Source organism: Mycobacterium attenuatum (assembly GCF_900566085.1).
In the GTDB taxonomy this organism is placed as follows: domain Bacteria; phylum Actinomycetota; class Actinomycetes; order Mycobacteriales; family Mycobacteriaceae; genus Mycobacterium; species Mycobacterium attenuatum.
Genome location: NZ_UPHT01000052.1, coordinates 13303 through 35245, shown reverse-complemented (window position 1 = coordinate 35245; position 21943 = coordinate 13303). Strand labels below are relative to the sequence as shown.

19 protein-coding genes and 2 pseudogenes are annotated in these 21943 nt (G+C 66.0%); 6 read left to right on the top strand and 15 right to left on the bottom strand.

Annotated features, from left to right (window positions below):
* A pseudogene (locus EET13_RS30280) lies at positions 1-780 on the top strand (PE family protein); the annotation flags it as partial.
* 340 nt (positions 781-1120) lie between these two features.
* On the opposite strand, the gene fdhD reads toward EET13_RS30280, so the two are convergent.
* A complete protein-coding gene (gene fdhD / locus EET13_RS09225) occupies positions 1121-1942 on the bottom strand; it encodes a formate dehydrogenase accessory sulfurtransferase FdhD (RefSeq protein ID WP_122442002.1) in 822 nt (273 codons plus the stop codon).
* Positions 1943-2039: 97 nt separating this feature from the next.
* Entirely contained in the window at positions 2040-3020 is a 981-nt protein-coding gene (locus tag EET13_RS09220; protein ID WP_122442001.1) for an NAD-dependent epimerase/dehydratase family protein, read from the bottom strand.
* A 117-nt stretch (positions 3021-3137) separates the two neighbouring features.
* Between EET13_RS09220 and EET13_RS09215 the strand changes: the two genes are divergently transcribed.
* Positions 3138-4499 (top strand): WS/DGAT/MGAT family O-acyltransferase, encoded by a 1362-nt coding sequence (locus EET13_RS09215; RefSeq protein WP_122442000.1) that lies wholly within the window; start codon positions 3138-3140, stop codon positions 4497-4499.
* A gap of 159 nt (positions 4500-4658) precedes the next feature.
* The gene (locus tag EET13_RS09210) at positions 4659-5360 is read left to right on the top strand and encodes a GAF and ANTAR domain-containing protein (RefSeq protein ID WP_122441999.1); all 702 of its coding nucleotides are present in this window, start codon (positions 4659-4661) and stop codon (positions 5358-5360) included.
* Positions 5361-5451: 91 nt separating this feature from the next.
* Here the strand turns inward: EET13_RS09210 and EET13_RS09205 are convergent, their stop codons facing one another.
* The 4 genes and pseudogenes from EET13_RS09205 to rplS all read right to left on the bottom strand — a co-directional run bounded on the left by EET13_RS09205 (position 5452) and on the right by rplS (position 7916).
* Positions 5452-5757, bottom strand: a complete 306-nt coding sequence (locus EET13_RS09205) for a DUF2469 domain-containing protein (RefSeq protein WP_003414710.1) — start codon at positions 5755-5757, stop codon at positions 5452-5454.
* A gap of 66 nt (positions 5758-5823) precedes the next feature.
* Positions 5824-6619 (bottom strand): annotated as a pseudogene (locus EET13_RS09200) (ribonuclease HII).
* A gap of 12 nt (positions 6620-6631) precedes the next feature.
* On the bottom strand, positions 6632-7495 hold the full coding sequence (lepB, locus tag EET13_RS09195) for a signal peptidase I (protein WP_122441997.1): 864 nt from the start codon (positions 7493-7495) through the stop codon (positions 6632-6634).
* A 79-nt stretch (positions 7496-7574) separates the two neighbouring features.
* On the bottom strand, positions 7575-7916 hold the full coding sequence (gene rplS, locus EET13_RS09190) for a 50S ribosomal protein L19 (protein WP_023372313.1): 342 nt from the start codon (positions 7914-7916) through the stop codon (positions 7575-7577).
* A gap of 343 nt (positions 7917-8259) precedes the next feature.
* On the opposite strand from rplS, the gene EET13_RS09185 reads away from it, so the two are divergent.
* Positions 8260-9207: a serine hydrolase gene (locus tag EET13_RS09185; protein ID WP_122442003.1), complete on the top strand. Its 948-nt coding sequence runs from the start codon at positions 8260-8262 to the stop codon at positions 9205-9207.
* Positions 9208-9311: 104 nt separating this feature from the next.
* Here EET13_RS09185 and trmD read toward each other — a convergent pair whose 3' ends face one another.
* The 4 genes from trmD to rpsP are packed head-to-tail and all read right to left on the bottom strand — an operon-like array spanning position 9312 to position 11329.
* Entirely contained in the window at positions 9312-10004 is a 693-nt protein-coding gene (trmD, locus tag EET13_RS09180) for a tRNA (guanosine(37)-N1)-methyltransferase TrmD (RefSeq protein WP_122441996.1), read from the bottom strand.
* A 26-nt stretch (positions 10005-10030) separates the two neighbouring features.
* Positions 10031-10561, bottom strand: a complete 531-nt coding sequence (gene rimM / locus EET13_RS09175) for a ribosome maturation factor RimM (RefSeq protein ID WP_122441995.1) — start codon at positions 10559-10561, stop codon at positions 10031-10033.
* Between the two features lie 25 nt (positions 10562-10586).
* Positions 10587-10829, bottom strand: a complete 243-nt coding sequence (locus EET13_RS09170) for an RNA-binding protein (RefSeq protein ID WP_003878715.1) — start codon at positions 10827-10829, stop codon at positions 10587-10589.
* Positions 10830-10837: 8 nt separating this feature from the next.
* Complete coding sequence (rpsP, locus tag EET13_RS09165) at positions 10838-11329, bottom strand: 30S ribosomal protein S16 (RefSeq protein ID WP_122441994.1); 492 nt, start codon at positions 11327-11329, stop codon at positions 10838-10840.
* A 287-nt stretch (positions 11330-11616) separates the two neighbouring features.
* Here rpsP and EET13_RS09155 point away from each other — a divergent pair, with 287 nt between their 5' ends.
* A complete protein-coding gene (locus tag EET13_RS09155; protein ID WP_168990729.1) occupies positions 11617-15036 on the top strand; it encodes a ferritin-like domain-containing protein in 3420 nt (1139 codons plus the stop codon).
* A gap of 5 nt (positions 15037-15041) precedes the next feature.
* Here the strand turns inward: EET13_RS09155 and EET13_RS09150 are convergent, their stop codons facing one another.
* The gene (locus tag EET13_RS09150; protein WP_122441991.1) at positions 15042-15461 is read right to left on the bottom strand and encodes a nuclear transport factor 2 family protein; all 420 of its coding nucleotides are present in this window, start codon (positions 15459-15461) and stop codon (positions 15042-15044) included.
* Positions 15462-15719: 258 nt separating this feature from the next.
* Here EET13_RS09150 and EET13_RS09145 point away from each other — a divergent pair, with 258 nt between their 5' ends.
* On the top strand, positions 15720-16604 hold the full coding sequence (locus tag EET13_RS09145) for a D-alanyl-D-alanine carboxypeptidase family protein (RefSeq protein WP_122441990.1): 885 nt from the start codon (positions 15720-15722) through the stop codon (positions 16602-16604).
* Positions 16605-16611: 7 nt separating this feature from the next.
* Here the strand turns inward: EET13_RS09145 and EET13_RS09140 are convergent, their stop codons facing one another.
* The 4 genes from EET13_RS09140 to EET13_RS09125 all read right to left on the bottom strand — a co-directional run bounded on the left by EET13_RS09140 (position 16612) and on the right by EET13_RS09125 (position 21936).
* Positions 16612-17214 carry a TetR/AcrR family transcriptional regulator gene (locus tag EET13_RS09140; protein WP_122441989.1) on the bottom strand — a complete coding sequence of 201 codons (603 nt, stop codon included), beginning with the start codon at positions 17212-17214 and terminating at the stop codon, positions 16612-16614.
* A 1-nt stretch (position 17215) separates the two neighbouring features.
* Positions 17216-19036 carry an N-acyl-D-amino-acid deacylase family protein gene (locus EET13_RS09135; RefSeq protein WP_122441988.1) on the bottom strand — a complete coding sequence of 607 codons (1821 nt, stop codon included), beginning with the start codon at positions 19034-19036 and terminating at the stop codon, positions 17216-17218.
* 66 nt (positions 19037-19102) lie between these two features.
* Positions 19103-20797, bottom strand: a complete 1695-nt coding sequence (locus EET13_RS09130) for a serine/threonine-protein kinase (protein ID WP_122441987.1) — start codon at positions 20795-20797, stop codon at positions 19103-19105.
* Between the two features lie 59 nt (positions 20798-20856).
* On the bottom strand, positions 20857-21936 hold the full coding sequence (locus EET13_RS09125; protein WP_122441986.1) for a metal-dependent hydrolase family protein: 1080 nt from the start codon (positions 21934-21936) through the stop codon (positions 20857-20859).
* Positions 21937-21943 lie beyond the last annotated feature (7 nt).

Genomic DNA, 21943 nt, shown 5'->3' with positions numbered 1-21943 from the left:
GCGGGGTATGGCGGTAACGGCGGCACGGGCTACAACGGAGGGGCCGGCGGCAACGGCGGTAACGCCACCATCAAGGCAGATAACCAAACGCAGGCTGTGTCTAACGCGTACGCCGGCAACGGCGGCAACGGCGGTAGCGCCTCCACCACCGGAACCGGAGCACTTAACGCCGGTAACGGCGGCCAAGGCGGCAACGGCGCCGACAGCAACGGCAACCCCAATGGTGACGGCGGCAACGGAGGCAACGGCGGCAACGCAACAATCAACAACGAAGACAATGCCAATTACGCCCGTGCGGGGTATGGCGGTAACGGCGGCACGGGCTACAACGGAGGGGCCGGCGGCAACGGCGGTAACGCCACCATCAAGGCAGATAACCAAACGCAGGCTGTGTCTAACGCGTACGCCGGCAACGGCGGCACCGGCGGCTACGGCACCATGTACGCCGGAAACGGCGGCGCCGGCGGCACCGCGACCAACGCTGCTGATGGTTACGCCTTCGGCGGCCGGGGCGGGTATGGCGGCCATGGCGGCCATGGCGGGCACGGCGGGCATGGCGGCACCGGCCGCAGCTCGAACCCATACGTCGGATCGGGCTTCGGCGGCGACGGCGGCAATGGCGGCGACAGCCTCCTTAACGGTGCCAAGGGCGGCGACGGCGGCGATAGCTACGCACATGCAACCGGAGATTCGCTCCCCGGGCGCGGCGGATACGGCGGGCAAGGCGGACCCGGAGGAGAACCTGGCGACGACGGCCATAAGGGCGCAAGGCACGGATAGGTTCGTATCCGAACCCGGTGGCGCACCACCGGATCCGGCGCCTACCCGACGGTGCGTCGGTTGCTGATCTGCGTAGACGGCGGTGCTCCAACGGCTACCGCACCCGGCTAAGACATTGGTCAACGCTATCGCCGCGACCACCACCCCACCGGGCTGACCGTGCACACGCCGAACTCGACACCGCCGGCCACCCTAAAGCACCAAAACCGCCGACCAACAGATAAAGACCTCGAAAGACACACCCGCTGCGCCACCACACCTTCCACGGCGAATGGACCTACATCCTCGCGCCGCAACGCCCCTAAATCCCTGCCTAGACGGGTGTCATTAATAACAGCCACTACGTGATGCGGTCGGGCCGGGTATAGACGTTCATCGAGTCCTCCCGCAGAAACGCCACCAGCGTGATCCCGGACTCCTCGGCCAATGAGACCGCCAACGACGACGGCGCCGACACCGCCGCCAGCACCGGAATCCCGGCCATCAGCGCCTTCTGGGTCAGCTCGAACGAGACGCGCCCGCTGACCAGCAGCGCCGACGCCACGAGCGGCACCCGGTCGTGCTGCAGCGCCCAGCCGATGACCTTGTCGACCGCGTTGTGCCGGCCGATGTCCTCGCGCGCGACGCACATGGTGCCGTCCATGCCAAACAATGCCGCGGCGTGCAGCCCACCGGTGCTCGCGAACACCTTTTGGGCGGCGCGGAGTTGGCCGGGCATCGCCGTCAGTGTCGCGACGGTGACGGTGGCGGAATCCTCACCCGGCGCGAACCGGCTGATCAGCCGCACCGCTTGCAGGGACGCCTTGCCGCACACCCCGCACGACGAGGTGGTGTAGAAGTTGCGGGTGACATCGAGGTCGGGCCGGCCGACGCCGGGCGCCAGCGTCACGTCAACAACGTTGTAGGTGTTGGTCCCGTCCGCACCACGGCCGTCGCAGTAACGAACTGTCTGCACGTCGTCGCGATCGGCGATCACCCCTTCAGTGAGCAAGAACCCTTGGGCCAGTTCGAAATCCGAGCCGGGCGTGCGCATGGTGACCGTCACGGGCGCACCGTCGACGCGGATCTCCAGCGGCTCCTCGACGACCAGGGTGTCCGGTCGGGTGCTCACTTGATCGCCCGCGAGGTGCTTAACCCGCCGGCGTGCGGTTACGCGCCGCACTGGGCCATTTCGGGTTCCGCCGACGCGGCGGTCGAGCGCGCAAACACGGGGCTCAACGTACCCGATCCCGGCCGGCCGTCGTCCCGGCCGACCGGCCTCAGACTGCGGAAGCCAGCGCCGCCAAGGTTTCCGCCGACGAGTGCGTGGGGCGCCAGCCGAGGTCCCGCTTGGCCTTGGTGTTGTCCATCACCACCGAGGCGCGTGCCACATGTAGCCATTCCAGCATGGACGGAACCATCGGCAGTCGAGAAATCGCCGCCGACGCCGCCGACGCCGCGGCGGCGGGAACCCGCACCGGGCGCCCGCCCAGTGCCTTGGCCACGTCGGTCACTGTCACGGTCCCGTCGGCAGCAATGTTGTATGCCCCCGGCGGTACCGGGGCGGTAGCCGCCAGCGCGATCGCGGCCGCCACGTCGTCGTGGTGCACCAGCTGCAGCGGAAAACCGGGATCGGGCACGATCGGCTTCAGCATGGGCAGCGCTTTGCTGAGTGCGCGCACCGGGGCCGGAAGCTGGTTGCACGGCATCGCCGCGGCTAACGCGTGCGCCTCGGGTCCGGCGACGATACATGGCCGTAGAACGAATACTTGTAGCGATGAACCTTTCGTGATCTCGGCCAGTTCGGCCTCGCAAGCCGCCTTCTGCTCGGAGTAGTAGTGCTCGGGCGATCCCCGTGGGGGCGTGTCTTCGGTCAGTGGCACCGCGTTGTCGGAGTGGTAGCCGTATGCCGCAACCGAAGAGGTGTAGACCAGCCGCCGCGGGCGCCGCGCGGCAACCGTGGCCTCGAACACGTTCCGGGTGCCCTCCAGGTTGACCCGCGCGCTCTCCGCGCGTGACCCCATGATGATGAACGCCAAGTGGACCACCACGTCGGCCTGCTCGACCAACGCGTTCACCAGATCACGATCGAGGATGTCACCCTGCTGATAAACGGTTTTCGTCCAGCCGTGCACCGTCGGGTCGAACGGCCGACGGGCCATCCCCACGATCTTCTCGACCGCCGGTTCACGCTCGAGCGCCGTCACCGCCGAAAGACCGATCTCGCCGGTCGGTCCGGTAACCGCAACGGTAACTCCCATTGACTTTGAATCCCCCACGGCGGCGATGCCCAAACGCCGCGATCCCTGGCGACTAATGTGTGCCAGACGCCGCGGGTGGCTATCCAGCTTGTACAGACCTAGCGCGGGAGACGGCACATGAAACTGATAGCACCGACCGATTCCATGTTTTTGCTGGGCGAATCGCGCGAACATCCGATGCATGTCGGCGCCCTGCAACTCTTCCGGCCGCCCGAGAATGCCGACGAGAACTTCGTCACCGAAGCCTACGAAGCCATGCTCCGGTGCACCGATGTCCAGCCCATGTTCCGCAAGCATCCGGCATTCTTCAGCGCTGTCACCAACCTCGCGTGGGCTTTCGACAAGAACGTGGAGCTGGATTACCACTTCCGCCGGTCTGCGCTGCCCCGGCCGGGCCGGGTACGCGAGCTGCTGGAGCTGGCCTCACGGTTGCACGGCAGCCTGCTCGACCGGCATCGGCCATTGTGGGAGGCGCACCTGGTGGAGGGCCTCAACGACGGTCGCTACGCCGTCTACGTCAAATTCCACCATTCCCTGCAGGACGGCGTGTCGGCCCAGAAGTTGATGCAGCGAGCATTGACCAGCGACCCCGACGACGACGAGATCCGGGTCCCGTGGGCGCTGAAGCCGCGGCAGCGCAGCAGCAGCAGCAGCCGACGGTCGTCACCGCTTCAGCTGCTGACTCAGGCGGTCGGGTCGGCAGCGGCCCTGGCACCGTCGACGCTGTCCTTGGCACGCGCGGGCTTACTTGAACAACAGCTCACGTTGCCGTTCCGGGCTCCCAAGACCATGTTCAACGTCCGGATCGGCGGAGCGCGCCGGATCGCGGCCCAATCATGGTCGCTGGAGCGAATCAAGGCGGTGAAGAACGCCGCACAGGTCACCGTCAACGACGTCGTCCTGGCGATGTCGGCCGGGGCGCTGCGCGCCTACCTGATGGATCAGCACGCATTGCCGGACAGGCCGCTGATCGCCATGGTCCCGGTGAGCCTGCGTAAGGAAGGTGACACTGAGGGCGGTGGCAACATGGTGGGCACCGTGCTGTGCAACCTCAACACCCACGCCGCCGACCCCGCTGACCGTCTACACGGCATCAGCCAGTCGATGCGCGACAACAAACAGGTGTTCACCCAACTACCCCGCGTCCAGCAGCTGGCGCTGTCGGTTTTTCTCACCGGCGGCCTGGTTTTTGGCCTGATTCCTGGTTTCGTGGCTACCGCACCGCCACCGTTCAACATCGTCATTTCGAATGTGCCGGGCGCGGCTGACCCGTTGTATTGGCGGGGCGCACAGCTGGTCGGGAATTATCCGCTGTCGATCGCGCTCGACGGCCAGGCAATGAACGTCACGGTCACCAACAACGCCGATAACCTCGACTTCGGGCTGGTGGGGTGCCGGCGCAGCGTGCCTCATCTGCAGCGCATGCTGGGGCACCTGGAGACATCGCTGAAGGAGTTGGAGCGCGCTGTCGGAGTTTGACCAGACGGCAGCGACCGATAATCTACGGCGAGCGCATCGGACGTGAGCGTCCGAGACGGCCCGGTGAGGGCTCAAGTAATGGCCCAGCGAGGCACACAGTAAGGGAGGGACGTGACGGCCAAACCGAATGGCGGCTCCCCCGACTCGACACCGGGCGGCATGATGGCCGACCCGGCGACGGTTTTCTCCGCCCTGGCCGAGATCATCTACCAGGGGGCGAATCCCTCAGAGATCTACGCCGCCATCTGCGTCGCGGCGACGCTGATCGTTCCCGGCTGCGACCACGCCAGCATGCTGGTGAAAACCAATGACCGCTACGTCACCGTCGGCGCCAGCGACCGACTCGCCCAGCGCATCGACGACATTGAACGGCGCGCCGGCGACGGCCCGTGCATCGACGCGATCGAAGAAGAAACCCCGCAGATCGAAACGGACCTGACCACGCCCGGCCAGTGGCCCAAGTTTGCGGCCGCCCTGGTCGCCGATACGCCGGTGCGTGGCGCCATGGGCTTTCGGTTACAGATCGACAAGCGCAAAGCCGCCGCCCTCAACCTGTTCAGCGATGCCCCCAACCGTTTCGACACCGAATCCGCCGGACGGGCGGCAGTGCTGGCTTCGTTCGCCAGTGTGGCCGTCAACGCCGTCGCTCACGGGGAAGACGCCGCCAGCCTGCGTCGGGGGCTGCTCAGCAACCGCGAAATCGGCAAGGCGGTCGGCATGCTGATGTTGCTGCACGACATGACCGAGGACCACGCGTTCGACGTGCTGCGGCGCCATTCCCAGAGCCTGAACATCAAACTGGCCGATGTGGCGCGAAAGGTCATCGAGAATCGGGGTCAGCTGCCGCCCCAGGACCAGTAGCAAGCGGTCTTCTGCCGAGCAGCCGCCAAAACCCCCGACAAGCCGGGCCGACAGGAGGTTATGCGGCTGCTCACCACACCGTTATTCACCCTTATTCGGGCAGCCGCAGCTCGGGCTTCTCCACTTCCTCAATGTTGACGTCCTTGAAGGTGACCACCCGCACCTGTTTGACAAACCGAGCGGGCCGGTACATATCCCATACCCAGGCGTCGGCCAGCCGCAGCTCGAAATACACCTCACCGTCGGTGTTGCGCGGCACCATCTCCACGCTGTTTGCCAGGTAGAAGCGTCGCTCGGTTTCCACGACATAGCTGAACTGGCCGACGATGTCCTTGTATTCGCGGTACAGCGAGAGCTCCATCTCGGTTTCGTACTTTTCGAGATCTTCTGCACTCATCTGCCACTCATCTGCTCAGACGTCCTTCTTCCAGCCAATGCGCCCCGATGTGCCCGGGTTCGCGGTTTAGGGTCCCGCGGAGCCCTGAGCGCCACAAGCGGCGCGAATGGTCGCCAGGTGGGAACTCGCGCCCCATCTTTCCTCACCGGACTTCGCCACGCTCTGCCGGAGGGTCCGGATCGCATCCGGCCACCACCCGCACGTTCGATCCGTCCGCAACCCGGCGCACGTTAATGAAGGAATAACGATGCTCGGGACACGGACCCAGCCGGGCCAGTGCCAGGGTGTGCGCAGGTGTGCTGTAGCCCTTGTGTTCGGCGAAGCCGTATCCGGGGTACGCGCCGTCCATCTCAACCATCAACCGGTCCCTGCTGACCTTTGCCAGCACGCTGGCCGCGGCGATGCACGCTGCCGCGGCGTCGCCCCCGATCACCGGCAACGACGGCACGGGCAATCCGGGGACCCGGAAGCCGTCGCTCAACACGTAGCCGGGCCGCACCGACAGCCCGGCCACCGCACGCCGCATGCCTTCGATGTTGGCCGCATGCACGCCCCGCCGGTCGACCTCGACCGACGGGATGAAGACCACGTGGTAAGCCAGCGCATAGCGGCAGATCAACGGAAACAGCTTCTCCCGCATCTTCTCGCTTAGCTTCTTCGAATCATCCAGGGCGGCAAGGCTTTCCAAACGATTCGGGCTCAGCACGCAGGCCGCCACTACCAGCGGGCCGGCGCAGGCGCCGCGCCCCACCTCGTCCACGCCCGCCACCGGACCCAGTCCGCTGCGGTGTAGCGCAGACTCCAGCGTGCGCAAACCCCCAGATTTGCGGATCACCGTGCGCGGTGGCCAGGTCTTATTCATATCCAGCCACGGCTACTGCTCTTGCTGTGGGTTCACCGACCGCACCACACCCCACCGCGACGGTGGCCATACGATGAAACGCGCCTTGCCGATCACGTTGGATATCGGCACGGTGCCCGCCGTGGGATCCCCGGTGCACAGCATCGGACAGTGCGCGCGTGAATCCGCCGAGTGGGTCCGGTTGTCGCCCATGACCCACAGCCGTCCCGGCGGAACGGTCACCGGGCCGAATTCGCTGCCGAGGCACGGGTAGACCGACGGATCGACCATCATGGTGGCCGGATCCAGGTACGGTTCCTTGAGGGGTTTGCCATTGACCGTCAGGCCGGTGTCAGAGCGGCACTGGACCGTTTGCCCCCCGACCGCGATGACGCGTTTCACCAGATCGTTTTCATCGGGAGGCACGAAACCGACGAACGACAGCGCGTTCTGGACCCAGCGGACCAGGGTATTGCTCGAGCGAATCGACTTGTAACCCACGTTCCACGACGGCGGTCCCCTGAAGACGATGACATCGCCGGGCTTGGGCGAGCTGAAGCGGTAGGTGAGCTTGTCCACCAGGATGCGGTCTCCGACGCAGGTCGAACACCCGTGCAGGGTGGGTTCCATCGATTCCGACGGAATCAGATAGGGACGCGCCACGAACGTCAGCATGACGTAATAGAGCACCACCGCGATCACCGTCAGGGTGGCTAGTTCCCGTAGCGTCGACTTCTTGGCCGGCTTGGATTCGTCCTTTGTGGCTTCTGACGACTCGGCCGCGTCGGCTGTCTGAGGTGTCTGGCCCGTGGAGTCAGACTCGCGGTCAGCCGGGTGCGATTCCGGCTGACCGGCGCCGGGCTCGCGCTCAGACGGGGAATCCGTGGTTTCGGTCACGGGATCAGCGTAGCCAGCACACGCCGGGTTCTTTGCGACTGGCGTGTCGGGGCAGCCCGAGTCGCGAAGGCAGCGCCGGTCAGCGCTTCTCCTTGATCTTGGCTTTCTTGCCGCGCAGCTCGCGCAGGTAGTACAGCTTGGCGCGACGCACGTCGCCGCGCGTCACCACCTCGATGTGGTCGATGTTGGGCGAATGCACCGGGAAAGTACGTTCGACGCCGACGCCGTAGCTTTCCTTACGTACGGTGAACGTCTCGCGGATGCCCCCGCCCTGCCGACGGATCACTACGCCCTTGAACACCTGGATACGTTCCTTGGCGCCCTCGATGACCTTGACGTGCACGTTGATGGTGTCGCCCGGGCTGAAGGCCGGGATGTCGTCGCGCAGCGACGCCTTGTCGACGAAGTCCAGCCTGTTCATGGGAAAGACACTTCCTCCGGTTCGCGGCCTGGTGAACCGCCGACACGCGGGCGTGAGGCGCTTATCAAGCCGATGGATACGGGCTTATGGCTGTATGCCGCAGCAGGCGAGGATACCCGGCCGGCGCGGACAACTGGTCAATTGTGCCAGACGGTGTGCGTGCCATGAAAATCACAGGAAATCCGGGTGGTTCACGCCCGCCCGGAAGCACCGGCGAATGGTACATATGAACGGGGTCAAACCGCATGAGTCGGAACCCGCAACTTTGCGTGATGCCCGGGCACATGGCAGTGCGGCCGCCCATCTGCACGTCTTCGCGACGCCGGAAGATGCAAGGAGAAGCATGCGAGCACGGCCGCTGACGATGCTCACCGCCGCGGCGGCGGTGGCATTGGTCGTGGTTGCGGCCTGCGAGGCCAAGGTACAGGCGAAGGCATACAGCACGCCCGATCACAGCGCTGCGCACTACCCGGCCCAACCGCAACAGCAGCTGGTGGAGCTGCTGCTGCGGGCAATCACCCCTCCCGGCGCGCCGGATGCGCTGCTGCCCGACACCGGGCTGAGCGGCGTGCAGCAACGCATCCAGCAGGCAACCGACGAGGCCGCCGCCAAGGGCGCCACCCTGTCAGTCGCTGTTCTCGATCGCGCGACCCGTCGACTGGTCTCCAACGGCAACACCTCGATCATCGCGACCGCCTCGGTCTCCAAGCTGTTCATCGCCGACCAGCTGCTGCTGCAGGAATCGCAGGGGAAGGTCACGCTCACCCCCGAGGATCACCAGGCCCTGGACCTCATGCTGCGGTCGTCCGATGATGGGGCCGCCGAGAGATTCTGGAGTCAGCTCGGCGGAGAGGTCACCATCACCGAAGTCGCCGCCCGGTACGGACTGACCTCGACCATGCCGCCCAGCGACGGGCGCTGGTGGAACACGATCAGCACCGCGCCGGACCTGATCCGCTACTACGAAATGCTGCTAGACGGCACCGGGGGGCTACCCCTGGACCGCGCCGGGTTCATCGTGAACGACCTGGCCCGGTCCACCCCGACCGGCGTCGACGGCTACCCACAGCGGTTCGGCATTCCCGACGGGTTGTATGCGGAGCCGGTCGCGGTCAAGCAAGGCTGGATGTGCTGCATCGGGGCGGACTGGATGCATCTGTCGACCGGCATCGTGGGTTCTGACCGTCGCTACATCATGGTGATCGAGTCGCTGCAAGCTGCCGACGAGGCCACCGCGCGCGAAACCATCACCCAAGCCGTCAGGACGATCTTCCCCAACGGCCGCATCTAGCTCCGGCGCGACAGCGCGCAACGTGGCGCAAGCGCACATGATCGCACAGATCCGGCTTCCCGTGTGAGTTTGCGGCTGCTCGGCAGCCTCAGCTCGGTGGGATCTCAATCTGGTGGGGCCAGGTCCGGGCGACGCTGGCGAGTGCGCTGCCACGAGACATCCCGGCGCCAGGCGGCAATGCGGGCATGGTCACCGGACAGCAACACCTCCGGCACGTCCAGACCGCGCCACCGCGGTGGCCTGGTGTAGCTGGGTCCTTCCAGAAGGCCGTCCAGGCCGGGCGAGTGTGAATCATGCTGGACGGACGCGGGGTTACCCAGGACCCCGGCCAACAGCCGCAACACGGCCTCGATCATGACCACCGCCGCCGACTCGCCCCCGGGCAGTACGTAGTCACCGATCGAGACCTCCGCCACGCGCATCCGCCGAGCAGCGTCCTCGACGACTCGCTGGTCGATGCCCTCGTAGCGGCCGCAGGCGAACACCAGGTGTTGCTCGGTGCTCCAACGTTGGGCGGTGGCCTGGTCGAACGGCACACCTGCGGGGGTCGGAACGACTAACAGCGTTTCAGCACAACATATTTCGTCGAGCGCTTCGCCCCATACCGGCGCCTTCATCACCATGCCCGGGCCGCCGCCGTACGGCGCGTCGTCCACCGAGCGGTGCAGATCGTGGGTCCACCGCCGCAAGTCGTGCACCTGCAAGTCCACCAGGCCCGCGGCAATCGCCTTGCCCGGCAACGACTGCCGCAGCGGGTCCAGGTAGCTCGGGAAGATCGTGATTACGTCGATTTTCATGTCGATTTCCGGTTGCGGCCCCTCCGCTAGCTCAGATCCAGCAAACCATCGGGCGGATCGATCTCTAGGATGCCGTCCTGCAGCGACACGGAAGTGACGATGGCTCGCACGAACGGCACCAACACCTCGCCCGCTGGGCTGCCGGCCTCCGGGCGGACCGCCAACAGCTCGCCCGCAGCGGTATGCAGCACCTCGCCGACGACCCCGACGTCTCGGCCGGTCGTCGTGCGGACCCGCAGACCTTCCAGCTGGTGGTCGTAGTAGGTGTCGTCCTCGTCGATGGGCGGCAGATCGTCGGAGTCGATGACGAACACGCTGCCGCGCAACGCGTCGGCGGCCGCACGGTCGGTTATTCCGACCAGTCGCACCAGCAGCCGCGCGCCATGGTCGCGCGCGCCTTCGACGACGTAACTGCGTTCCCAGCCATCACGAGAATGCTTGGCGCGCAACGTTGTTCCCGGCATAAACCGAGTGTCCGGATCGTCGGTGCGGATTTCGACGACGACTTCTCCGGCGATGCCGTGCGCCTTGACCACGCGCCCGACTACCAGCTCCATGGGTGCTCCACGAGCATGGGCTCGGCTATTGGTCGGTGTCCACCACGTCGACGCGGATGCCCCGGCCACCAATACCGGCGACCAGGGTGCGCAACGCGGTCGCGGTTCGTCCCCCGCGACCGATCACTTTGCCCAGGTCGTCGGGATGCACGTGAACTTCCACCGTGCGTCCACGGCGGCTGGTGACCATGTCCACCCGCACATCATCGGGGTTATCCACGATCCCGCGGACCAGGTGCTCGACAGCGTCGACTACCACCGTGCTCATGGGGCCGGTCAGCTTTCGGTCGGCTCGGACTGTTCGCGACCCTCGGCTGGAACGGCCGCCTTCTCGGTGCTCGCTTCGGAGGCGGCGTCGGCACCTTTGGCGGCCTTCTTGGGCGGCGACTTCTTCTTCGGCTTGGCGGCCTCGGTGGTCGGGCCACCCTCGGCGGCAGCCAGCGCTGCGTTGAACAACTCAAGCTTGCTGGGCTTGGGCGGGGCGACCTTCAACCGGCCCTCCGCACCAGGCAGGCCCTTGAACTTCTGCCAGTCACCGGTGATCTTCAGCAGCTTGAGAACCGGCTCGGTGGGCTGCGCGCCAACGGAGAGCCAGTATTGGGCGCGCTCAGAGTCGATCTCGATCAGGCTTGGCTCTTCCTTAGGGTGGTACCGGCCGATGACCTCGATCGAGCGGCCGTCGCGGCGGGTGCGGGCATCGGCGACGGCAACGCGGTACTGCGGATTACGGATCTTGCCGAGCCGGGTGAGCTTGATCTTCACAGCCATGGTTAAGCGACTTCTCCTATGTGTGTCACGCTGCAATTCAGCGACCCGGGCGGGATGCCGGGGTCCGGTTTTGCCTCGCGTGTCTGACCGCCCAGCAAGCACTTCTACAGAGGTGGGTCGCGCGGCGGACAGCCGCCCATTGTGCCAGAACCCGGGTCTTGGGCAGAAATCCGTGGCGATCGCAAGCGCGGCGAAGCCGCGCGCCGCGGGTCGCCACCATCAAACCCCGCTCGCGTGGCGACACCGCACCTATGCTGGGCCAGACGGGGCCAGATGGGGGGATAAGCATGACCCGAGGTGACTCACCCAAGCGACCCCAGCTCGCCGAATTGCTGGACGAGGCAGCCGCCCAGAAGAAGACGCTGGTGCGGTTGCTGCAAGAAGCCGCACGCATTGAGCACTGCCTGCTGAATGCCTATCTTTACGCGGCGTGCTCGCTCAAGACGCTGCCCCAGGAGTTCGCCGCCCTCAGCGACGGGTCGCCCAACCGGCGCCGGGCGATCCAGTTCGAGCGGGTCAGGGACTGGAAGTTGTCTATTCTCAGCATCACTCACGAAGAGATGATGCATCTGCACTACGTGCAGTGCCTGCTACGAGCATTGGGTGAGCCCGCGGATTTCACCTTGCCGGAGCGCTCCGCGGGCGGCCACTGGCGCTTTGACGGCTGGAGCAGCCAGATTGGGTCGCACAAGCCCGAGCATGGCACCGAGGTACCCGTCGACCGGCTGACCCCGGACACGATAAAGCGGTTCGTCGTCTACGAGTCGACCGACGCTTTGCAAAATGCCGACCCGTTCGGGCCAGCGATGACGAAGTTGTTCAACCAGCTGCACGATTTCGAGGTCCAGTACCGCCTCGAAGAGTCGCTGGTCAACGTCGGCGATGGACAGCGCAACGAGTTGCGCGGCAAGCTGCTTCGCATCCTTCGCGACCTGCTACCCGGCACGAAGGTTCCTCGCCCGAAGCGCTCCATGGCTAGATGGGTCCGCCTCCCCGCTTTCGACTTCGAGCGAATCCGCTTCCAATCCATTGCCGACCTCTACAAGCAGCAGATCCTTCCGCGCTATCGCGACGCGTTCGTGATGGGCCAGGTGGTCAACGACAACCGTGATCTCAACGATGAGCTGGCCAATACCGGCGAGCGGATGCTGCCGATCGGCCCGATCCAGCGCGACAAGAACTTTGAACGCCAGGAGCAGCGCAACGTCGGCGACCCGTTAGCCAACTTCAAAAGCGTCGACAGCATCATCGGCCAGATCGTCGACGAAGGCGAAGGGATGACCGATTTCATCGAAGCGGCCGAAGAGATCCTCGCGAAGGTCAAAGAGCTAGGGGTGCCCGCACTGCTGGGTGCTGTGCGGGCAGATCAAGGTTTCTCCGGCGGCATCAACGGCGACGGCGAGACGCCGGACTGGCTCCAACGCGTCCTCCGCGTCCGCAACTGCCATCTGTACCGGTTCGCAATGATCCGAGCGCAGTTCGACGCCGAACAACGGCTCGCAGACAGGTGCGGGGAGGACTTCACGCCCACGCGCGACCCCATCTCCGGTTCCAGCCGTGTTCTGAAACGGTTCACGGTAGAGGCGACCGCCCATTTCAACGCCTGCTACCTCGTGCTGCGGACCTGGTTGAGCCGCTACTACGATCCCCGATCGACCCAGAGCGACCCCCGGCGTCGCATCGGCATCGAAGTCCTGGCCGGCTGGCCGATGATGTCGGTAGCCGTCCGGCCTTTCTTGGAGCTGCTGGCGCTCCTGCCCGTCGACGGTTCTGAACTTTTCCGATCCGACGACAAGGCCTTGGCCGCCGGCCCGCCGGGCACCGTGAAACTCAATGCCATGTTCCGCAACGAACCTATTCCGGAAGACGCCGTCGACAAGATGGATGGTTATGCGCTGCAGATCCTCGATGCGACCGCTCAATGGGCCAGGGCAGCGCGCGCCAAGGTGGACGAGCTCACCACCGACCCCACCGAGCAGAGGATCATCGCGCGGCGGCTGCAGGCACTGTCCATCCTCGATGAGTTCGAGCGGCAGATCGTCTACCGCGAGCACGGCGGCTACTCCGATACCGAAGCCGACACCACCTACCCGTGCCGAGAACCAAACAAGTATGAGGAAGTGCCGCTCGGCAGCACCGGACAATCCCCGCCACTGTTCGCCGAATCGCTGGTACTGCGTTTGCGTTTCTCGGGGCGATGCCTGGTACAACTCGCCACCGATCCGGAACCGCCCACCGATGAGGCCGGCTGCTCGGGCACCATGATGCTCACCGCCGCCGACTCGCCTGCCCACCTGGACCGCGCGCTGGTGATGCAACCTTTCAACGCTGGCAAAACCGGCAACATCATCAGAGAGCCACAAGATCGGCTTCCCCCGCTTGGGGTGCAGGTGCGCGAGGTCGCGCTCATGGTGACCGACTACCCGTCGGGATCCAGCCGGACCATGCCCGTCGCCGGGGGAAGCTCGGCCGGGGAGTCGAAGAGATTCGCGATCGAGGGGCTCAATCCTGTGCTCGTGTGCGACCCTAAAGACCTTGTCGGACAGGATCATTGCCTCAATATCGACCTGCTTGAGGCGGCCAACGGCACCCGACCCCACCTTGTCGGCGAAAACCATCTGGTCTGGGAGGACGGCGAACCCATCGACCCGTTCATCGTGGCGGTAACGATCGGCACTAACGGCGGAGAATCGGCGATCGAACTGTTCCGTCGCGAGATCTACAACGACGGACTGGACTTGATGCGCATGGATCCTCAGCAGCGCGCCCGCTCGCTGCGGGGACCCGTCGCCTTCGACCAGCTCACCAACGCGCCGGACTGGGTCCAGGCGACGCTGAGCCCAACCGAGCTGCGCGGCATCAACTCCACGCCGGGATATCTCGACGAACGCGCCGCGGCGCTGGCCGACGCCATCAGCGCCACCCTGACCAATCGCCGGCGATCCCAAGCGCGGATCGATAGTGCGGTGTCGATGCTGGAGCGCCGACGCCGGGTAGTGAACCCGCGACGGACCACGGTCGACTGGCTGGGCCTGCTGCTGCACTACGGCCACACCGTCAGCGGCCCGCTCGCCGAAGTCGACAGTGCCGACAACGTGCTGGTCACCAAGCTGGCGCAACGGTGCGGCCTGAAGCTGGGCGGCGCCGTCGCTAACCCTGATCGCCACGCCTCCAATGGCCGCTGGATGATGACCTACGGCCTGGGCTACATGGACACCGATCAGCTGTCCAACCTGACCTACGGCGAACTGCTCATCCCTCTGCGTGACACCTCAGCCCCCGACGGGCCACTCACCGTCACCAGATCCTGGCCACTAGCCGCGACCGTCGACGACATCAGCACCTACGCATGCAACTTCCGCAGGCCTTTTGCCCGACCCCGCTACGGCCCGCCCGGTCCCCCGTACACCGTCGTGGACGACGTCCGAGAGCTCCGCCGTTCGGGCTGTCCCCCGCTGCGCGAGACTCTCCTGCACCAGCAGGACGGCTGCTACACCTATGAGGTCACTGGCCCACCTGGCCTCACCGGATGCACGGCGAAATTCGCTACCAGCACCACCAGCAGCGACGCAAACACGCTGACGTGGACCGTGCAGTTCAGCTGTACCCCACCCCTGAAGCCGATCACCGCGATGGCGCTGTTCGCCGCCTACGGCGCCGAGTTGGAAGCCGCTCTCTACCAGCGGTTTCCGCGGCGGCCGCGGTAGCCGGCTCACATCAACTTCTGGAAGACCTTCGATTCGACGCGCCGCGTCATCCGCCAGCCGGCCGGGGTGCGCACGAACTCGTCGTCGTACCACAGCCCGCAGAACAACACCTGTTCTTGGTCTGCGCCGAGCACCATAGGGTTGAAGCAGATCACCCGCGACGACGCGGTATCGCCGACGATGCGCACCGAGAAGTTGCCAAGCATGTGCGCATACACCGGGAAATTCGGCAGCACTTCGGCCAGCCACTTCTTCACCTCGGGATAACGGCCGTCGATGCCGCCCAGCGCCCGGTAGTCGATGTACGCATCAGGGGTGAACACCTTGTCGAGATCGTCGAACTGGCGCTGGTCGATCGCGGTGGAGTAGTCCACCAGCAACTGCTGGATCTCCAATCGGTCCGAGATTTCGCCCAGGCTCAACATGGTTCGATTCAACACCGGCAGCGCCCGAATGTGCGGCTAGTTGGGATCGCTATCCCCGTGGCGAATGTCCACTTGCGGCACAACCGCTGGCAACCCATCGAGGAACCGGTGAACGTCAGGTCGCAAATTCCGCGCCTTCAAGGCCGCACGCGACGACGGAGGCCCCGCTCATCAGACCTCCATGTCGGCAACCGGGCGCCGGATGCGTGGACGGGGATGATCGGTGCGCACCACCGGGAGCGCCTAAACTCAGCGCCCATGCGAAAGCTCATGGTCCTAGCCGCCGCGCTGCTCACGTTCGGTGCAGCCGTCAGTACAGCCACCGCCCCGATCTCGATGGCCGACACCGACGTCCAGCCGGTCGGCTCCGTGCCGATCCCCGATGGTCCGGCACAGACCTGGATCGTGGCCGATCTCGATAGCGGCCAGGTGCTGGCCGAACGCGACCAAAACGTCGCCCATCCACCGGCGAGCACCATCAAGGTGCTGCTGGCGTTGGTGGCGCTGGACGAACTCGACCTGAACTCGACTGTCGTCGCCGACGTCGCCGACACCCAGGTCGAATGCAACTGCGTCGGCATCAAAGCCGGCCGCACCTATACCGCACGTCAGCTGCTGGATGCGCTGCTGCTGGTGTCGGGCAACGACGCCGCCAACGCGCTGGCCCACATGCTGGGTGGCCCCGAGGCTGCGGTCGACAAGATGAACGCCAAGGCCGCGGCCCTGGGCGCGACCAACACCCATGCGGCAACTCCGTCGGGGCTGGACGGACCCGGCGGCTCGGGCGCCTCGACGGCGCATGATCTGGCCGTCATCTTCCGGGCCGCCATGGCCAACCCGGTATTCGCACATATCACCGCCGAGCCGTCGGCGATGTTCCCCGGCGACAACGGCGATCAGCCGATCGTCAACCAGGACGAACTGTTACAGCGGTATCCCGGCGCCATCGGCGGCAAGACGGGGTTCACCAACGCTGCGCGTAAGACGTTCGTCGGGGCGGCCGCCCGGGGCGGTCGGCGGCTGGTGATCGCGATGATGTACGGCGTGATCACACCTGGGGGACCGACCTATTGGGACCAGGCCGCCAGCCTCTTCGACTGGGGTTTTGCCCTCAACCCACAGGCCAGCATCGGCTCTCTGTAATCGCTTGCTATAAGGCGGCATTCGGGGCCGCTGCCCGCAGCAGCGCGGCCAGCAGCGCAATACGCTGCTCCTCTATCTCGGGTTGCGGCAGCACCCCCCGGACGATGGCGGCTCCGTCGAAGACGTTGGTCAGCAAGGCGACCGCGGCCGGAAATGTCTCCTCCGGGAAGTTCTCGGCTCCGGGCATCGCGCGCGCGGCGTCGTAGATCTTGGCGCTGTACTGCTCGAGGACGTGCTGCAGGGTGGTCTTGAGCTTGTCGTCGGTGCGTGCCGCGATCATGAGCTCGTACATCACGGCGTTGGTGGGGCCGCCGGTGATGTCGCGCAATATCGCCAGCGCCGGTTCCAGCGCCGGCTGTTCGGCCGGTATCTCGGCGACGCGCTTGGTGAACGTTTCCAGCTGACGCCGCAGCACCTCGTAGGCCGTGGCCGCCATGAAGTCGCCCATCGTCTCGAAGTGCCGAAACAGAGCACCCACAGACACTCCCGCGCGCTTGGTGATCACCGCAGCCGACGCTCGGGCATACCCGACCTCGATGATGGTGTCGATGCTGGCCTGCAGAAGACGGCCGACCGTTTCTTCGCGACGTTGCTGCTGGGTGCGGGCCATGTCAGGCGTCGACGCTCACGGCCTGACGTTCGCCGGCGCGCAGGTAGTGCCCCGACCGCACGGTCTGCCCGTAGCCGTCCCGGAATCGGCCTGCCCGGAACACGATGTCGCCGCCCACTCCCGTGGCGACCACCGTCGCGTCGTTGCGGTTGACCATGCGCCGCAGCCCGCCGTAGAAGGGGACCTCTTCCTCGTGGTAGCCGTCCACCGATTCGTCGAGGTGCGCGGGGTCGATCACCACGAAGTCGGCGCGGTCGCCCTGGCGCAGGGTGCCCCCGTCGATGCCGAACCATTCGGCCAGTTCGCCCGTCAGACGATGCACCGCATGCTGGATGGGCATGAACGGCGTTCCGGCCCGCTCGGCATCCCAAACGCGTTTGAGCAGTCGCAGACCGAAGTTGTAGAAGGCCATGTTGCGCAGGTGCGCGCCAGCATCGGAGAAGCCCATGTGCACGCTCGGTTCGGCGGCGAGCTTGTTGAGCTCCTTGGGCCGGTGGTTGGCGACGATGGTCGTCCAGCGCACGTTGCGTTCACCGTTTTCGACGAGCACGTCGAGGAAGGCGTCGAGCGGGTGCAGCCCACGCTCGTCGGCGATTTCGCCAAAGCTCTTGCCGATCAACGATTTATCAGGGCATTCGACGATCACAGCATCGTGGAAGTCACGGTGCCACAACGTGGGACCCAGCTTGATACGGTCGAATTCCCGCCGGAACCGCCGGCGGTAGGACTCATCGGCCAGTAAGTCGTTGCGTTCCAATTGCTCTCGCAGATGCAGGGCCGCCGTGCCGGCACCGAACTCTTCGAAGACAGGCAGGTCGATTCCGTCGGAATACAACTCGAACGGCACCGGCAGATGCTGAAAGCGCACGCTGGAGCCCAGGAGTTTGTTGAGTATACGGGTGCCCAGCCCGAAGGTGTACACGGCCAGCGGCATCGACTTGGCGTCGGCGGACACCAGCATGCTCATCCGAATGCCCTTGCGCCGGTGTAGGATTCGGCTGCTTGCCAAGAAGAACAGCAATCCGGTTGCCGGCCTGTCGAGGTTGGGCGCGCTCTGCAGAATCCGGCCTCGTTTGCGCAGCACCGAGATGAGCTTGCGCCGCTCGCGCCAGGTCGCGAAAGTCGACGGCAGCGCGCGGGACCGGAAGCGGTCGCCGTCGAGCTTGTCGATCGCGGCATCCATACCGGACATCCCCAGCATCCCGGCCTCGAGCGCGTCGTCGAGCAACGTCGCCATCGTCTCCAGTTCGGCCTGGCTGGGCCGCACTGCCGCATCGGTGGCCCGGTCGAGCCCTAACACCGCCGCACGCAGATCCGAATGACCAAGCAGCGAACCTACATTCGGACCGAGCGGCAGGCTGTCGATGGCCTTGATGTATTCGGCCGGTGTTGACCACGTCCGGTTGGTGTCCAGCGCGCGGTGTACGAACTCACGCGGCACCGCCTCGACGCGGCTGAAAAGGTCGGCGGCGTCCTCGGAGTTGGCGTAGACCGTCGACAGCGAACAATTGCCCAGGAGCACGGTGGTGACGCCGTGGCGCACCGATTCGCGCAGTCCGGGATCGAGCAGCACCTCGGCGTCGTAGTGGGTGTGCACGTCGAGGAAGCCGGGGAGCACCCACTTCCCCGCTGCGTCGATCACCTCCGGACAGCCGGTCTCATCGAGCGGCTTCGGGGACACCGCGACCACTACCCCGTCGCGAATGCCTAGGGTCCGCGTCTGCGGCGCGGCACCGGTGCCGTCGAACCACAGTCCCTCGCGAATGATTACGTCGTAGCTCACAGTTCCTCCGGGTCGTCGAGTTGCCCCAAAACCTAACATAGATAGTGATTACTCGCAATCTTTTCTCGGCGCGCGGCGATCCCGACGCATGATCGATGCGTTGTTTCAGCGACCGGGCACAGAAGCCCGCGTGGTCGGCGTTGCCGGTGTCGTCGGTGTTGTCGATGGGGTTTCGGGAATGGTCACGGGATCCGGCACATTGACCGCGGGCGGTATCTCACCGCTGCGGCTGGCCACTGCCGGGATGCGGATGACGGCTCCTTGCTGGCCGCATTCGTTGCTGTGCACCGTGACCACCATTTCGCCGACCAGATCCCCCACCAGCTGCGGGCGCAACGACAGCACTTGGGTGGTGGCCTGGGTGCTAGCCGCACCGTTGGGACCGATGCACGCGAACTGCACCGCCTCGGGTCGAGACTTCCACTGGCCCTGGCCGAATTCCAGCACCAATGGGCGAACACCCGACTTTGCCCGCGTGTGGTCGTTGTCGTCGAGCATGGTGGCTGCGGCCAGACAGCGCGTCGGTGTGCACGAAGACCGGACCGCCCACCAGGTGTTGACGTCCGGAGGCTGCGGGCTCGGGGTGAAGTCGTAGGTCTGCTTGGAGCGTTGCACCTCGATTTGATAGGTGCCGTCGAGAGGGGCCGGCGAGGCGGCGGGGTCACTGGTCGGCGGGGCGCTGGTCGCGGTGGCCGGACTGGTCCGCGGGCCGACAGCCGCAGGGTGGTCGCCGGTCGTCCGGCGACCGATCGCAATGCCGACGGCGAGCAGGCCAACCATGAGGACCGCGGCGGCCGCGCCGAGCACGATCCGGCGCGATCTGCGATTTCTCGGTCCCTGCGTCGATTGGGAAAACGCGTCGAGGCGCCGCGCCAGCGCCGCAGCCGCCGATTGCAGCAGGCTGCCGCGAGGTTGCGGAGTCACCGGTCGGGGGGGCGGCGCCATGGTCGGTGGCGCTGGTGGGCTCTGTGGCCAGTCATAGACCGGGTAGTCCACGACATAGGCGGGTTCGGCGGCGACGGCGGCCGTCGCTGCCTGAGTGGGCTCGCGGGCATGATCGGCCGGCACGATACCGGCGCGCTCGGTGAGGTTGTCGGCAAACTCCCGGCAGCTGCCGAAACGGCCCGCGGGGTCGGCGCCGAGCGCTCTGGACAAGGCCGCATCGAGTCGTGCGAGGTCTGGGCGCAGGTCGCTGAGTTTGGCCGCCACGCCGCCCGACGGCGCGCCGGTGAACAAGTGAAAAGCAGTGGCCGCCAGAGCGTGCTGGTCCGCGCGCCCGTCAACCCCGGCCGCCTGTTCCGGCGTAGTCAGCGTTACCCCGAAGTCGCCCAACAGAATCCGTGTTTCACCCCGGGCCGGATTGGTCATCAGGATGTTGGCGGGCCGAACGTCACCATGCACCAGTCCACGCTGATGGGCGTAGTCCAGAGCGGCGGCCGTGGCACTGATGATGGCGAGTACCTCGCCGACCGGTAAGACCGCTGGAAACCGCTCGCGCATCAGCTGCGCGGCGCTGATCCCGTCGATGTAGTCCATCGCGATCCACAGTCGGCCTTCGAACTCGCCGCGCTCATGAACCTCGACGATGTTGGGATGATAGAGGCTCGCCGCCATCGCGGTCTCCCGGTGGAATTGCCGGCGAAACCCGGGGTCTGCCGACAGTGCCGGCGAGAGAACTTTCAGCGCCGCCCACTGCGTCGAGCGCGGGTTCTCGACGAGATAGACCTCGCCCGTCCGGCCCGATCCCAGCAGTCGCACGATCGTGTAGGCGGCAAACGTCGCGCCGCTGGCCAATGCCATTCCGCGATGGTAACCGCCGCCGCCGCCGCACGCCGGGCAAGCGCCGGGCTAACAGCCGGTTAACACTTGGCCCGAAACATCTTGCCGCGCAGGATTATCAACTCGGGCTCGCTCAGCACGCCCGGTCCCCGTCGCGGGTCGTCGGCGTAGCACAACAGGTCAGCCGACGCGCCAGGGTCCAGGCCGGGCCGGCCCAACCAGCGTCGGGCATCCCAGCATGCCGCGCCCAGCGCGTCAGTCGGACTCATTCCGATCTTCTTGAGGGCCTCCACCTCGTCGGCGATGCGTCCGTGTTCGATCGTGCTGCCGGCATCGCTACCGGCATACAACGGAATTCCCGCCTCCCGAGCTGCGGCGATCCGCGGATAAGTGCGGGTGTACAGGTCGCGCATGTGCGCGGCGTAGGTCGGGTAACGAACCGCCGAATCGGCGATGCCGGGAAAGTTTTCGACGTTGATCAGGGTGGGCACCAATGCGGTTCGGTGTTCGAGCATCAGCGCGATGCTGTCGTCGGTCAGCCCGGTGCCGTGCTCGATGCAGTCGATGCCGGCGTTGATCAGACCGGGCAGGGCATCCTCGCCGAAGACGTGTGCGGTAACCCGTGCCCCGTGCGCGTGGGCGGCATCGATGGCGGCCTTGAGCACGTCGTCGGACCACAGCGGGGCGAGGTCGCCGACGCTGCGGTCGATCCAGTCGCCGACCAATTTGACCCAGCCGTCGCCGCGAAGCGCCTGTTCGGCCACCGCGGCCGGCAACTGCGATTCGTCATCGAGTTCGACAGCGAAACCGGGAATGTAGCGTTTGGGCCTGGCCAGGTGCCTGCCGGCGCGGATGATGCGCGGCAGGTCGTGGTGGTCGTCAAGACTGCGGGTATCGGTTGGTGACCCGCAATCGCGCAGCAGCAGTGCGCCCACGTCACGTTCGGTCTCGGCCTGAGCTGTCGCCTCGTCGAGCGTGATGGCGCCGTGTTGCCCGAGCCCGACATGGCAGTGCGCGTCCACCAGCCCCGGCATGATCCAGCCGCCGTCAAAGACGGTGTCGGCCCCGGCAACGCGCTCGGTGCTGATGCGGCCGTCGATGATCCACAATTCGATCGCGGCCTCGTCGGGCAGCGTCCGGCCGCGCACGCGCAGGGGCACCGCGTGG